Here is a 13003-nt window from a genome sequence, read left to right on the forward strand (position 1 = left end):
AGCGGTAGTTCAGTCGGTTAGAATACCGGCCTGTCACGCCGGGGGTCGCGGGTTCGAGTCCCGTCCGCTGCGCCATACACCGCTTCAAGGCCCTTGAACTCCTTGAAGCAAAAGAAAATGCCCCGGCTTGCCGGGGCATTTTTTTTGCCTGTTTTTTACCAATGACCATCTGAGCTTCTTGCGCTGATTTACCGCGCTGCTCTCCCAGCTGCTTTATGACACCCGCGCGACTTGGTAGATGTTTAAGCCGTGTCATAAAGTTTGCTGCTTGGTTGTTTATTTCCACGTTACAAACTTCCCTTGTTTATCGCCGGTGATACGGAACTTCGTGGTGATCCGATCTCGGATTATTCCTATGTTTTCGGCCCCGCCCTTTGACTAGAGTGAATCCCCGCAGCCCCTGGCGTGCCGTGTGCACAAGGCGCCGGGGTTTAACGCTGGTGATTGTGCTCAAACATGCCTGAAGGGCATTTGTCATGGGGCTGGAATATGTCGATAGAAGAACTGATTCCTTATATTAATACCCTGGCTGACAGACCCTGTGGCCCGAACTTGGAATACCGAGCGGACTTCATTCAACTGTTACAAGAAGTAGACGGTGGCAACGAAGTTCAATATGGCGAGCATGTGTATCCCGCCACGCCCGTGGACTGGCAACGGGTGCGCTCGCTGTGCCTGACGCTGCTGGAAGATTCCCTCGATCTGCGGGTTGCGGTCTGCCTGGCGCGGGCCTTGTTGGAGTGGCACGGGTTATCCGGTTTTGTCGACGGGCTGCGCCTGATCGATGGCCTGTTGCGCGAGCGCTGGGAGGACGTTCACCCTCAGCTCCTGGCCGAAGATGAACACGATCCGCTGATGCGGCTCAATACCCTCGCCGAGTTGGCGGTGCCCACCAGCGTGGTCCTGGTGCTCAAACGTCAGCAACTGGCCAGTGCCATGGGCCTTGAACCGTTGCGTCTGGCCGATCTGGCCTGCATCGCTGAATCCGCCCAGGAGGAGGCTCGGACACAGGGGCTGGCGCGCCTGATCGCCCTGGTCGAATCCCCGGCCCGCAATGAGTTGCTCGAGAACCTGCGCTCGTTGAGGGCGCTGGTCGCGCTGATCGCGCGGATCGGCGCCTGCCTTGAGGAAAAAACCGCGGCGCCCGGTATTTCCCCGCTCGGGGCGCTCGGGCGGGCCCTGGACAAGTGGTGCCGCGTCGCCGAGGAGCGCTGCAGCGCCGTCTTGCCATCGCCGGCCGGGGACTTGCCGCAGACGCCGGCCAGCGAGGGGATAAACAGCGTCCCGAGCGCCTGGAGCGGCGTCTGCCAGTCCCGTGACGACGTGGTCCGCGCCCTGGATGCCATTTGCGCCTACTACGCCCACCACGAGCCGTCGAGCCCGGTGCCCCTGCTGGCGGCCAGAACGCGGCGGCTGGCCACCATGAGTTTTCTCGAAGCGATCGCCGAACTGGTGCCAGGCAGCCTCGCTGACCTGCATGCCCTGGGCGGTATCGCCCATGACTGACCTTTCCCTCCCTGCTCAGGTTTATCTGTATGTCCAGTAACAACAGCCAGAAATTCATTGGGCGCAACCGTGCGCCCCGAGTCCAGATCGAATATGACGTCGAGTTGTACGGCGCCGAGAAGACCGTCGAGATTCCCTTTGTCAACGGCGTGTTCGCCGACCTCTCGGGCGCCAACCGTGCCGACCTGCCGCCGGTGGCCGAGCGCAAGTTCCTGGAAATCGACATCGACAACTTCGATGAGCGCATGGCCGCCATCCAGCCCCAGGTTCGGATCAATGTCCCCAACCAACTGACCGGGGAAGGGCAGATGGCGGTGTCCCTCGACTTCAAGAGCATGGACGACTTCTCGCCCGGGGCCGTGGCGCGCAATGTCGAGCCGCTGCGGGAGCTGCTGGAGGCACGCAATCAACTGGCCAACCTGCTGACCTACATGGACGGCAAGAGCGGCGCCGAGCAACTGATGGCGCGCTTGCTGGAAAACCCGGCCCTGATGCAGTCGCTGCTGGCCCAGGCCAAGCCGGTGGCCGCCGAGTCCGAAGACTGATGCCTTCGATGATCGCTCCCTGAAACAGGTAAATATCCGTGTCCGTCACTTCTCAGAATCAGTCCGGCATCGAGCCGACAGTCGAACTGTCGCCCAGTGAATTCAACGACCTGCTGCAACGCGAGTTCAAACCGCGTGGCGCGCCGGTGCGCGAAGCCATCGAAAATGCGGTACAGACCCTGGCCCAACAGGCGTTGCGCACGACCCATCTGATTGCCCACGACACCCTCGGCACCATCCAGGCGCTGATCGGTGAAATCGATGCCAGGCTGTCCGCGCAGGTCAATGACATCCTTCATCACCCGGACTTCCAGGCCGTCGAATCGGCCTGGCGTGGCCTCGACTACCTGGTGAGTAATACCGAGACCGACGAGAAGCTCAAGATCCGCTTCCTCAACGTCGCCAAGGACGAAGTGGCCCGCGAACTGAAGAAGTTCAAGGGCGCGGCCTGGGACCAGAGCCCGCTGTTCAAGAAAATCTACGAACATGAGTACGGGCAGTTGGGGGGCGAGCCGTTTGGTGTGCTGATCGCCGATTACTATTTCGACAACAGTCCGCCGGATGTCGAGCTGCTCGGGTCGCTGGCGAAGATTGCCGCGGCGGCCCATGCGCCGCTGATCAGCGCGGCGTCGCCGGCGGTGATGTTGATGGACTCCTGGCGCGAACTCGCCAACCCCCGGGACCTGAGCAAGTTATTCCTGACGCCCGAGCATGCCGCCTGGCGCAACCTGCGGCGCTCCGAGGACTCGCGCTATATCGGCCTGACCATGCCGCGTTTCCTCGGGCGTATTCCCTATGGCGTGCGCACCGCGCCGGTGGCGGAGTTCGCCTTCGAGGAAGTCACCGAGGGCCAGGCGCAGAACTATCTATGGGCCAACGCGGCCTATGCCATGGGGATCAATATCAACCGTTCCTTCAAGGAGTACGGCTGGTGCTCGCGGATTCGCGGCATCGAGTCCGGCGGCGCCATCAGCGGCCTGCCGGTACACACCTATCCGACCGAGGAGGGCGGTGTCGACATGACCTGTCCGACCGAGGTCGCCATCAGTGATCGGCGCGAAGTGGAGTTGGCCAAGAACGGCTTCATGCCCCTGGTGCATTGCAAGAACAGCTCGCTGGCGGCGTTTATCGGCGCGCAGTCCCTGCACGGTCCCCAGGAATACGACGACCCCGACGCCACCGCCAATGCCCAGTTGGCGGCGCGCTTGCCGTATCTGTTCGCCACCTGCCGTTTTGCCCATTACCTCAAGTGCATCGTGCGCGACAAGATCGGCTCCTTCAGCGAGCGCGAAGACATGGAGATCTGGCTCAACAATTGGATTGTCAAGTACGTCGAGCATAACCCGGCGACCGCCAGTGACGCCGACAAGGCGCGCAAGCCGTTGGCGGGTGCCGAAGTGGTGGTGCAGGAAGTGGAGGGTAACCCGGGCTTCTACCAGGCCAAGTTCTTCCTGCGTCCCCACTATCAATTGGAAGGCCTGAGCGTATCCCTGCGCCTGGTCTCTCAACTGCCCTCGGTCAAAGGCTGAGGGGTTCCTGCCCGACCGGGGCCTCCTCCCGGGAAAGGTGCTTAACCATTCAAATAAATAGATGTTGGAGTACCGAATGATTGTATTGAAGTTCAAAACCGAGATTAAGGGGAACTGCCAGGAGAAGGATCACAAGGACTGGATCGTAATCGACTCCTGGGGGTTCAGCAGTGGTCGTTCCATCTCCATTGGCAATGACCGTGAGCCGAGCGTCGGGCATGTCACCGAGATCACCTTGAACAAGACCACTGACGTTTCTTCGCCCAATCTGTTTATCGAGTCGGTCAGCGGCAAGTCCCTGGGTGAGGCGACCTTGCGCATCATCCAGACCAGCGGCAGTTCGACGGGCAAGAACGAACCCTATGTCGAGTTCACGCTGGATGCGCCGATCATCAGCAACTATGCGATCAGCGGCAGCGGCGACCGCCCGATCGAGACCTTCCAGATCAGCTTCACTGCCATCAAGTACCAGTACAAGCACTTCGTTGACGGCAAGGCTGTCGCGACCCTTGAAAAGGGCTACGACCTGCTCAGCAACACGACCGTGTGATCGAACGCCGATGGATTGCGCAACGCTGTGCGATCCATCGGTGCCTGGGTTTTTTCGGGAGGATTTTATGAGCACTTCCATGACGCCGCTGCTCGAACGTCTGTTGCGTCCCACCAACCCGGACGACGAGATGACCCGGCGCCGGGCCGGGGCTGGCGCGCAGCAGGAGTTGGAACAGCTGTGCCGGGATCTTAGGCTGCTGTTCAATGCCACTGGGCTGGGGGCGGTTTGTCCACTGGGCAGCCAGCCCCATGTTACCCGTTCGGTGCTCAACTACGGCCTGGGCAACCTGGCCGGGGTGGTGCTGTCGAGCATCGATACACAGAAGCTCGAGAACCGCATTCGTGAAATCGTTCTGGATTTCGAACCGCGCATTCTGCGTTACAGCGTCGCGGTGCAACTGCTGCCGGTGACACCCTGCAGTGCCAGCCTGAATTTTCTGATCGAAGGCGAGATTCGCGGCCTCGAGGCGTTGCACACTTTCCGCCTGGAGTCTGCCTGGAACACCGAGAGCGGGGAGGTGCGGGTCCGGCCCTACGACCGCCTGTCCGTCCATGGATGAACGGCTGCTGCGGCATTACGAGCGTGAACTGAGTTTCCTCCGTGAAGCCGGTGCCGAGTTCGCCGAGGACTACCCGAAGATTGCCGCCACCCTGGGCCTGCGTCCCGAGGAGGTGACCGACCCGTCGGTGGAGCGCTTGCTGGAGGGCTTGAGTTTTCTCACCGCCCGCGTGCAATTGCAAATGGAAGCCGAATTCCCGCGTTTCACCGAGAGCCTGCTGGAACTGGTGCAGCCGCAACAGTTGCTGCCGGTGCCATCCATGGCGGTGTTGCAGTTTTCCCCGGATTTGCAGGAGGGGTCGCTGGCCTCGGGGTTTACCTTGCCGGCCGATAGCGTGGTGCGCTCCGTGGGGGAGGCGGGCGGGCAAGACCCGCGTTGCGAGTTTCGCAGCCTGCGCCCGGTGACGCTCTGGCCCTTGGCGTTGGAATCCGCGGATTACCTGCCCAGTGCCGGGTTGCTCAAGGGCTTGCCCGCCAGCGTGCTCAAGCACGACGGTGGCGCCCTGCGCCTGCGCCTGCGGACCACGGCTGGGGTAGCTTTCGATCAATTGGCGCTGCAGGAACTGACACTGTTCCTGCGCGGCGATGGCTCGCTGCCCCTGGCGGTCCAGGAAGCCTTGCTGACCCGCGCCGAGGGGCTGTTCGTGCGTGCTGGCGAAGGCGAGGGCGGGTGGAGTCCGTGGATCGATCCCGGACAGATCCGCCAACCGCCGGCGCACCCGGTTTCCAGCCAGTATGCGCGGTCGTTGAACAGTGACGCGGTGTGCGCGCGGCTGAAGACCTTTCTCGCCTTCGCCGAGGGCGAGCGCTTTGTCAGCCTCGGGGGGTTGGGGTCGGCGTTGCGCAATTGCCCGGCGCGTAGCGTGGAACTGGTAGTGGTGTTCGCGCCCCTGTCACAACCGTTGTCGACGCTACTCAATGCCAGCCACTTCGGGTTGTTCTGTGCGCCGGTGATCAATCTGTTCAACAAGCGGGTCGAGCGTATTGTCGTCGACCCCTATCGGCCCGACTTGCCGTTGCTGGTCGACAAGGCGCGGCCGCTCGCCTACGAGATCCAGGAGGTGCTGGCGGTCCATGGTTATGCCGCCGGCTCCAAGGAGCGCCAGGTCATCCTGCCGCTGTATGCCCCGTCAGGGCTGGACGCCAGCGCCGCTCGCGCGACCGGTTTCTACCAGATGCAGCGCACGCCCAGCCGCGTCCCGCAACGCTTCGTCGACGGGCAGCGGCGTTACCGTGGTTGTGACGCCAGCCTGGTGTTGGCACTGCAGGCGGATGCCGAGTTGCAGCGTCTGGCGGTGGACGTGCTGTGTTCCAACCGCGACCTGCCGTTGCGCCTGCCTTTGGGGGCGGGCAACACCGATTTTGTTCTCGATGTGGGCGCCCCGGTGCTGGCGATCCGCTGTGTGGCCGGCCCCTCGCGACCGCTGCCCGCGCCGTCCCAGGGCGATCGGCAATGGCAGGTGGTGCGCCAGCTGTCGCGCAATTACCTGCCCTTGGCTCACCACGACGGGGCGGCCGGGGCCCAGGCCTTGCGCGAGCTGCTGGCGCATTACCTGCCCGAGGACGACAGCAGTGGGCATAAGTTGCTGCAAGGCATCGTCTCCTTGCGCGCGCAGGTCGTCACCCGACGCCTGCCCGGTGCCGGTCCGGTGGCTTTCGGACGTGGGCTGAACCTGACCCTGGTGCTCGACGACGCCGCCTGCGAAGGCACCGGAACCTATCTGTTCGGTGCCGCGCTGGAGCGCTTTTTTGTCCGTTATGCCGCGCTCAATGCCTTTATGCAGACCGAGTTGCACAGTGTGGGCCGAGGCCATATCAAGACCTGGCGGGCGAGGGCGGGTCAATGCATGATCTGGTAGCGCCACCGCCCGAACTGGTCGCACAGCCCTGGCGCTACGATTTCTTCGCGGCGATGCGCTTGCTCGAGCGCACTTACCCCGATGCGCCGCGCTGGGGTACGGCGCAGCGCCTGGGCGACGACCCGTTGCGCCTGGCGCAGCACGTCTCGCTGGCGTTCGAACCGGCGATGATCGCCCAGTTGCGCTTGCGTGAGGGCCGCGCCGCGTTGCTGGCGGTGAACTTCTTCGGCCTGACGGGGGCGAACGGACCGATGCCCCTGCATTTCAGCGAAGATGTGCTGTCGCGTCAGATCAACCATGGCGACAGCACCCTGGCGCACTTTCTCGATGTGTTTCACCACCGCCTGCTGAGCTTGCTTTATCGAAGCTGGGCACGGGTGCGGCCGGTGGTCTGGGCCGATCGCCCGGGCGACGACCGTTTTGCCGACTATGTGTCGGCGTTCTCCCCGGGTGAGATCGGTGCGTTGCCCGATGGAGCGCGCTTTTATGCCCCGCAGTTTATCGATCAACGCCGTAGCGCCGCCGGTTTGCTGGCCCTGGTCCGGGATCTGCTGCGCCTGCCGGTGGCGGTGAGTACCCTGGGCCGGCATCGGGCCGTCCTGGCGCGCGATGAACGCTTGCAACTGGGGCGGCGTTGCGAGTCGGCGCGGCTCGGCGGGGCGGCGTTGCTGGGGCGTCGCCTGTGGAATATCCAGCACAGTTTCTGCCTGCACCTGGGGCCGTTGTCCTGGGCGGAGTACCCGCATCTGCTGCCCGGCGGGCGCGACTTCGAGCCGCTGTGCCAACTGGTCGAGTGTTATGTCGGCCCGACCTTTCAATGGGACCTCGACCTGCGCCTGCAACCGGCGCAGCGACCCGCGCTGCAATTGGGCGCGCGGCAAGGCCTTGGACGAGCCTGCTGGCTGGGCAACGGCTGCGAAGCGGCGCCGGGATGGCGTTTCGAGCCCGCCCGCTGGCGGCGATCTGCAGCGGCCAGCGCCGACTGATTTAGGAGTTATCCGATACCCCACGACGCCCCCTTGATTGACACTGCACGGGCTTTCCATGGATGTCTGTCTGGAGCACGCATGAATCAACAAGTTGTAATGGGTGCCTTGCTTTCCTGTTCGTTTGGCGCCGCACCGGCCCGCCTGAATGTCCTGCCGCTGGGGCGGGTCACGGCCGAAGGCCAGCCGGCGGCGAACATTCTCGATCATCAACCCCTGGTCAATATCCCTGCCTTCGGCTTGTGCCGCAGTCCGGCCAACCCCCAGGTCGCGGCGGCGACCGCTGCCGCCATGGGCGTGCTGACGCCGATGCCCTGCGTGCCCGCCACGGCCACCCCCTGGCAGCCCGGCGCGACGCGGACGCGGATTGCCAAGCTGCCGGCGCTGGACAACCGCTGTACCTGCCAGTGCAACTGGGGCGGGCAGATCCGCGTCAACACCAGCGCCACCCTCAAGACCACGATTACCTGAGCGAGTCCTTGTCACCATGTCCGAAAATCCTTACCACGCTCTTCAGGTGCCTGGCATCGACGCCAAGCTGTCGTTGCTCGAGCTCAGTGGCCGGGAAGGGCTGAGCCGGCTCGGCGAATACGAGCTGACCGTGGCCTGCGCGGACGACGGCTTGCAGGTCGATAACCTGCTGGGCCACCCGTTGGCACTGAGCCTCGGGGGCGAAGGTGAACGGGCGCGCTCCCTTCACGGCTACATCACGGCCTTCAGCACTATTGGCCGGGTCGAGCGCGAGGCGCGCTATCGGCTTTCCCTCAGGCCCTGGCTGTGGTTTCTGACGCAGTCCCGGCGCCAGCGTATTTTCCAGAACCTGAGCCTCAGGCAGGTGCTCGAAGAGGTCTTTGGCGACTATCCCGGCAGCCTCGACTGGCAGGCCGAATGCTCGGAGCCGATGGAGTATTGCGTGCAGTTCGGCGAAAGCGACTTTGCCTTTTGCAGCCGCTTGCTGGAGAGCGCGGGGCTCTACTATTTTTTCGAGCATTCAGCCGACGACCACCTGCTGGTGATCGCCGATTCGATGAGTGCCCACAAGCCGGTGCGGCACTTGCGTGAAATGAACTACCGGCCCAATCAGGACAAGGTCCCGGGCAGCCTGCTCGTCTGGGAGTCCCATGCTGAACTGCGGCCCGGGGAGGTCAGCCTGGTGGACTTCGATTTCACCAAGGCCAGCACTCGAGAGGCCAGCGTCTTGTCGGCCAGCCATGCTGGCGCGGCGACATCCCGTCATGGCAACTATCGGCAGGAAGGTTTTCCCGGGCGGTTCAGCCGCCGCGAATCCGGCGAAGCCCAGGCGCGGATCCAGCTCGAAGCCGCGCATGCCAACCAGCAGTGGCGCCGGGGTGTCAGCCAGTCGCCGTATCTGGCGCCCGGACAGTGTTTTACCCTGGTCGATCACCCGCGCGCCGAGCAGAACGGCGACTACCTGATCGTGGCCGCGACCTTGCAGCTGGATGAAACGCAGCCGTTGCACTGCGAGGTCGAGGCGATCCCCACCACCCAGGTGTTTCGCGCGCCGATCCAGACGCCGCGTCCGCTGATCGCCGGACCACAGACGGCCTTTGTGGTTGGCAAGCCAGGTGAACCGATCTGGGTCGATGAGTTCGGCCGGATCAAGGTGCAGTTCCATTGGGACGGCAGCGGGCAGCGTAACGAGCACTGTTCCTGCTGGGTTCGGGTCGCCCAGCCGCTGGCCGGCAAGCGCTGGGGCGCGCTGTTCGTGCCGCGGGTCGGGCAGGAGGTGGTGGTGGAGTTTCTTGGCGGCGACCCTGATCGGCCCCTGGTCACCGCCGGGCTCTATAACGCCGGTCACCGGCCACCCTGGGAACTGCCGGGACAGGCGGCCCGTAGCGGTCTCAAGTCGCAGTCTCTGGGCGAGCAGGGGGTGTACAACGAGCTGCGCTTCGAAGACAAGGCCGGTCGCGAGCAGTTGCTGATCCATGCCGGGCGCAACCAGGACCTGACGGTGCGCAACGATGCCTTCGCCAGCATCGGCAACGACTGGCACCTGACGGTCGGCGCCAATCAGTTGCTCAAGGTCAAGGACGATCTCCATGAGTCCGTGGGCGGCAAACGCAACAGTCGGGTCGATGCCGATCACTCGCTGGATATCGGTGGCGACAGCCACTGCAGGATTGCCGGCCAATGGCAGTCGACAGCGACCGATATGGATTTCAAGGCCCACGGCAAGCTCGTGCTGGAAGCCGGCAAGAGTCTGACCCTCAAGGTCGGTGCCAGCACCCTGGTGCTCAGCGCCGCGGGTGTGGCGATCAATGGCAAGACCGTGACCCTCGACGGCTCGGCCGCGGTCGACATCAATGGCGGTGCCGCCGCGGCCACCGCCTCGGCCAAGGCGGCGAAACCGGCGGCGGTCAAGCAGCCCAAGGAGGCCGACGATGGTCGTGATTAAGCCGGTGTTTCGACGGCTCATGTGCCTGCTGCTGGCGTTGGCGCTACCAGGCTGCAGCTGGTTTTGGGCGGACGAGCCGCCGGCACCTGAACCGCATATCGGGTTGTCCCTGGAAGCGGCGCTGGACAGCAATCCCGACCTGCATGGTCGGCCGTCGCCGGTGATCGTCAGGCTCCTGCAACTGGCCGACAGCAAGCGCCTGGAGCAGGTCGAGCTGTTCCAGTCCGAGGCCGCGGCCGAGCAGGCGCTGGGCCGTGACCTGCTCTGGCAGGAGTCATTGCTGCTACGCCCAGGCCAGTTGCAGGCGCAGGGGTTTCTGCCGGTGCCCGGCACCCGGTTTATCGCGCTGGTGGTCGAGTACCGCAATATCGACCATGCCCAGTGGTGGGCCTGGGCCGAAATCGATCCGACACGGCCCTCGCGGCTGACCGCGCTGATCGGTCGCCAGCGCGTGGCATTGACGCCCGCGCCCCCGGAGGAGAAAGCCGATGAGTAGTCACGATAGCGTCGTCTGGTCCGAAGGCATGTTCCTGCTGCCGCAACACTTCCAGCAGCAGGAGCGCCATTACCGGGCCCGGCTGGCGCAGGTCCTGCGCGCCGTGCAACCCCATGGCTGGGGCTTTGCCGCGCTGAAAATCGATGCCGCGCAGCTGGCGCTGGGCACCCTGGCCTTGAGCGTCTGCGAAGGGATCATGCCCGATGGCAGCCCCTTCGCCCTGACGGACGAAGAGTTGCTCCGGCTGCGTTATCCGCTGGCCGACAACGCGCGTGACGTGCAACTGGTGCTGGCCCTGGCGCTCAATCGGCCTGGGGCGGCGGACACTGAAATCGCCGCCGGGGACACCAGTCTGGCGCGTTACCGGGTCAGCGAAATCCTGCTGGCCGATGCCAATAGCGAAGGTGGCGAACCGGCCTGTGTGCAGGTCAGCCGCCTGAACCTGAAACTGGCGCGGGAAGCCGATGTAGCCGCCTCCCATGTCTTTTTGCGGGTGGCCCGGGTGGTGGAACGCACGGCTGCCGGCCTGGTGGTGCTCGACCGGCAACAGGTGGCGCCGCTGCTGGCCTGGCGTTGTTCGCCGGTGTTGGCGCGTTCCGTCGACGAACTGATCGCCCGGGCCCGGCAACGCGGTGCGGCCCTGGCCGAGGGGTTGGGCCAGGGCGGGCTCGCTGGGATGACGGAGATCCAGCAGTATGTGATGCTGCAGAGCATCAACCGCGCCGAAAGTCTGTTGCTGCACCTGGCCAGCCAGCCGGCGCTGCATCCTGAGTTGCTGTACCGCGAGCTGGTGCGGCTGGCGGGCGAGTTGGCGATTTTCTGCCAGGAGCGCAAGCGCCCCCGGGCCTATCCGCCGTATCGCCATGACCGCCTGGGTGAAAGCTTTGTACCGCTGATCCAGGATCTGTTGCAGGCGTTAAGTACGCTGGCCAGCGCCGACGTGGTCGCCCTGGCTCTCAAGCCTGGGGCCTTTGGCTTTCGTTTTGCCCAGGTGCCGGACATCCACCTGTACCAGGCGGCGCGTTTCATTCTCGCGGTTCGCGCGCAGGTGCCCGACGAAGAACTGCGCAAAAATTTCCCCAGTCGCTTGAAGATCGGCCCGGCCGAGCGCCTGCACGACCTGGTGAATCTGCAATTGCCCGGGCTGGCGATCCAGGTCTTGCCAACGGCTCCCCGGGAGCTGCCTTACTATCCCGGCTTCAGCTATTTCCAGCTGTCGAACGATCATCCCTTGTGGTCCGACCTGGTGGACACCAGCGGCTTCGGCTTGCATGTGGCCGGTTCGTTTCCGGGACTGCAATTAGCGTTCTGGGCCATCAGGGAGGCGTGATGGCATCTGCCAAGGTGGCTCCCGGATTGCCAAAAAGCACCGCTGAGGGTGTTCAGGCACGACCGGCGTCGGTCGACGAAAACCTCTGCGTGCTGGCTGACGATCTGCTGTATGAAGTGGTGCTGTTCCAGCGCCTGACGCGCCAGCCCGACTTGCCGACGCTGCGCCTGCGGCTGATCGCGCTGATGCGGACCTTCCAGCAGCAGGCCCTGGCTTGCGGTATCGAGCAGCACACTGTGCGGCGCGCCCGTTATGCCCTGTGCACCTTGCTTGATGAGGTCATCGCCAGCAGCGAATGGGCCCGCGGCGCCTGGTCACAGCACAGCCTGTTGATGACCTTTCACCAGGAAAGCGAGGGCGGCGAAGGCTTCTTCGCTTTCCTGGATGAGGCACAGCTCAGGCCGCTGGAGCACCTGGCACTGCTCGAACTGATGTACCTGTGCCTGGCGCTGGGCCTGGAGGGGCGTTATCGAATCCAGCGCGAAGGCCAGTCGATCCTGGCTCTCAAGCGTGCCCAGCTTTACGAAACCTTGCGCCTGTACCGCGAGCGTTATCCGCGTTCGGTGCCCAGGCGTGTGCAGTTGAGGCAGCGCTGGCGGCGTGCCCTGCTCTGGGGCGCTTACGCTCTGCTGGTGCTGTCGCCGATCCTCACGATGGTGGCCGCATATGACGTGCAAGTGCGTTCCGAGCGGCAATTGCGTAACGCCGCGCGGGTCTTGGCGGCCATGGACACGGGCCCTTATGTTCCTCCGCGACGGCCCTCGTTGGTCGAGAGTCTGGCTGAGCATCTGGCTGAGGACCTCCAGGCCGGGCGGTTGACGCTAAAGCGCGAGGCCAACGGCGTTCGGTTGCTGCTCGGGACCACGGAGTTGTTTGCACCAGGTGCCAGTGTGATCGCACCACGGCACAGGGCGACCTTGCAGCGTATCGCCACGGTGCTGGCGGATCGGCCGGGACGTATTCGGATCATCGGCCACAGTGACGACACGCCGGTCGGCAAGGGGCAGGTCTCCAACGAGGAACTCTCGCTCCGGCGTGCCCGTGCCGTGCAGGCGGAAATGTTCGGCGAGGCGGCCGCTCAGGCGAGTGTGCAGGCCCTGGGGCGTGGCGCCAGTGAACCACGGGTGCCGAATGACAGCGTGGACAATCGGGCACGCAATCGTCGGGTGGAAATTGTCTTCGAGTCGGTGATGACCGACGTCGTCGTGCCATAGGGCGCGCCCTC

At 64.2% G+C, this 13003-nt stretch carries 12 protein-coding genes; all 12 read left to right on the forward strand.

What is annotated here, in order from left to right:
* The first annotated feature begins 489 nt into the window (after positions 1 to 489).
* The 12 genes from tssA to icmH all read left to right on the forward strand — a co-directional run bounded on the left by tssA (position 490) and on the right by icmH (position 12992).
* Positions 490 to 1506 (forward strand): type VI secretion system protein TssA, encoded by a 1017-nt coding sequence (gene tssA, locus AC07T0_RS21895; RefSeq protein WP_495003146.1) that lies wholly within the window; start codon positions 490 to 492, stop codon positions 1504 to 1506.
* A gap of 29 nt (positions 1507 to 1535) precedes the next feature.
* Positions 1536 to 2051 carry a type VI secretion system contractile sheath small subunit gene (gene tssB / locus AC07T0_RS21900; protein WP_495003147.1) on the forward strand — a complete coding sequence of 172 codons (516 nt, stop codon included), beginning with the start codon at positions 1536 to 1538 and terminating at the stop codon, positions 2049 to 2051.
* Positions 2052 to 2119: 68 nt separating this feature from the next.
* Entirely contained in the window at positions 2120 to 3580 is a 1461-nt protein-coding gene (tssC, locus tag AC07T0_RS21905) for a type VI secretion system contractile sheath large subunit (protein ID WP_495003231.1), read from the forward strand.
* 76 nt (positions 3581 to 3656) lie between these two features.
* Positions 3657 to 4130, forward strand: a complete 474-nt coding sequence (locus AC07T0_RS21910) for an Hcp family type VI secretion system effector (RefSeq protein WP_495003148.1) — start codon at positions 3657 to 3659, stop codon at positions 4128 to 4130.
* Positions 4131 to 4197: 67 nt separating this feature from the next.
* Complete coding sequence (locus AC07T0_RS21915; RefSeq protein ID WP_495003149.1) at positions 4198 to 4692, forward strand: type VI secretion system baseplate subunit TssE; 495 nt, start codon at positions 4198 to 4200, stop codon at positions 4690 to 4692.
* Positions 4685 to 6550, forward strand: a complete 1866-nt coding sequence (gene tssF / locus AC07T0_RS21920) for a type VI secretion system baseplate subunit TssF (protein WP_495003150.1) — start codon at positions 4685 to 4687, stop codon at positions 6548 to 6550. The genes AC07T0_RS21915 and tssF overlap by 8 nt, the downstream gene beginning before the upstream one ends.
* Positions 6535 to 7536 (forward strand): type VI secretion system baseplate subunit TssG, encoded by a 1002-nt coding sequence (gene tssG / locus AC07T0_RS21925; RefSeq protein ID WP_495003151.1) that lies wholly within the window; start codon positions 6535 to 6537, stop codon positions 7534 to 7536. The genes tssF and tssG overlap by 16 nt, the downstream gene beginning before the upstream one ends.
* A gap of 81 nt (positions 7537 to 7617) precedes the next feature.
* Positions 7618 to 8007: a DUF4280 domain-containing protein gene (locus AC07T0_RS21930; protein WP_495003152.1), complete on the forward strand. Its 390-nt coding sequence runs from the start codon at positions 7618 to 7620 to the stop codon at positions 8005 to 8007.
* 16 nt (positions 8008 to 8023) lie between these two features.
* Positions 8024 to 9952 carry a type VI secretion system Vgr family protein gene (locus AC07T0_RS21935; RefSeq protein ID WP_495003153.1) on the forward strand — a complete coding sequence of 643 codons (1929 nt, stop codon included), beginning with the start codon at positions 8024 to 8026 and terminating at the stop codon, positions 9950 to 9952.
* Positions 9939 to 10448, forward strand: a complete 510-nt coding sequence (gene tssJ / locus AC07T0_RS21940) for a type VI secretion system lipoprotein TssJ (RefSeq protein WP_495003154.1) — start codon at positions 9939 to 9941, stop codon at positions 10446 to 10448. The genes AC07T0_RS21935 and tssJ overlap by 14 nt, the downstream gene beginning before the upstream one ends.
* Positions 10441 to 11778: a type VI secretion system baseplate subunit TssK gene (gene tssK, locus AC07T0_RS21945; RefSeq protein ID WP_495003155.1), complete on the forward strand. Its 1338-nt coding sequence runs from the start codon at positions 10441 to 10443 to the stop codon at positions 11776 to 11778. Before tssJ ends, tssK begins: the two co-directional genes overlap by 8 nt.
* Positions 11778 to 12992 carry a type IVB secretion system protein IcmH/DotU gene (gene icmH, locus AC07T0_RS21950; protein ID WP_495003156.1) on the forward strand — a complete coding sequence of 405 codons (1215 nt, stop codon included), beginning with the start codon at positions 11778 to 11780 and terminating at the stop codon, positions 12990 to 12992. The genes tssK and icmH overlap by 1 nt, the downstream gene beginning before the upstream one ends.
* The last annotated feature ends 11 nt before the right edge of the window (positions 12993 to 13003 follow it).

The sequence above is a fragment of the Pseudomonas sp. GW821-FHT04D07 genome (assembly GCF_059420225.1).

Coding starts and splice junctions, on each gene's coding strand:
- tssG (WP_495003151.1), top strand. CDS start 6,535: ATGCATGATCTGGTAGCGCCACCGCCCGAACTGGTCGCACAGCCCTGG.
- tssJ (WP_495003154.1), top strand. CDS start 9,939: ATGGTCGTGATTAAGCCGGTGTTTCGACGGCTCATGTGCCTGCTGCTG.
- AC07T0_RS21910 (WP_495003148.1), top strand. CDS start 3,657: ATGATTGTATTGAAGTTCAAAACCGAGATTAAGGGGAACTGCCAGGAG.
- AC07T0_RS21915 (WP_495003149.1), top strand. CDS start 4,198: ATGAGCACTTCCATGACGCCGCTGCTCGAACGTCTGTTGCGTCCCACC.
- AC07T0_RS21930 (WP_495003152.1), top strand. CDS start 7,618: ATGAATCAACAAGTTGTAATGGGTGCCTTGCTTTCCTGTTCGTTTGGC.
- icmH (WP_495003156.1), top strand. CDS start 11,778: ATGGCATCTGCCAAGGTGGCTCCCGGATTGCCAAAAAGCACCGCTGAG.
- tssF (WP_495003150.1), top strand. CDS start 4,685: ATGGATGAACGGCTGCTGCGGCATTACGAGCGTGAACTGAGTTTCCTC.
- tssA (WP_495003146.1), top strand. CDS start 490: ATGTCGATAGAAGAACTGATTCCTTATATTAATACCCTGGCTGACAGA.
- tssB (WP_495003147.1), top strand. CDS start 1,536: ATGTCCAGTAACAACAGCCAGAAATTCATTGGGCGCAACCGTGCGCCC.
- AC07T0_RS21935 (WP_495003153.1), top strand. CDS start 8,024: ATGTCCGAAAATCCTTACCACGCTCTTCAGGTGCCTGGCATCGACGCC.
- tssK (WP_495003155.1), top strand. CDS start 10,441: ATGAGTAGTCACGATAGCGTCGTCTGGTCCGAAGGCATGTTCCTGCTG.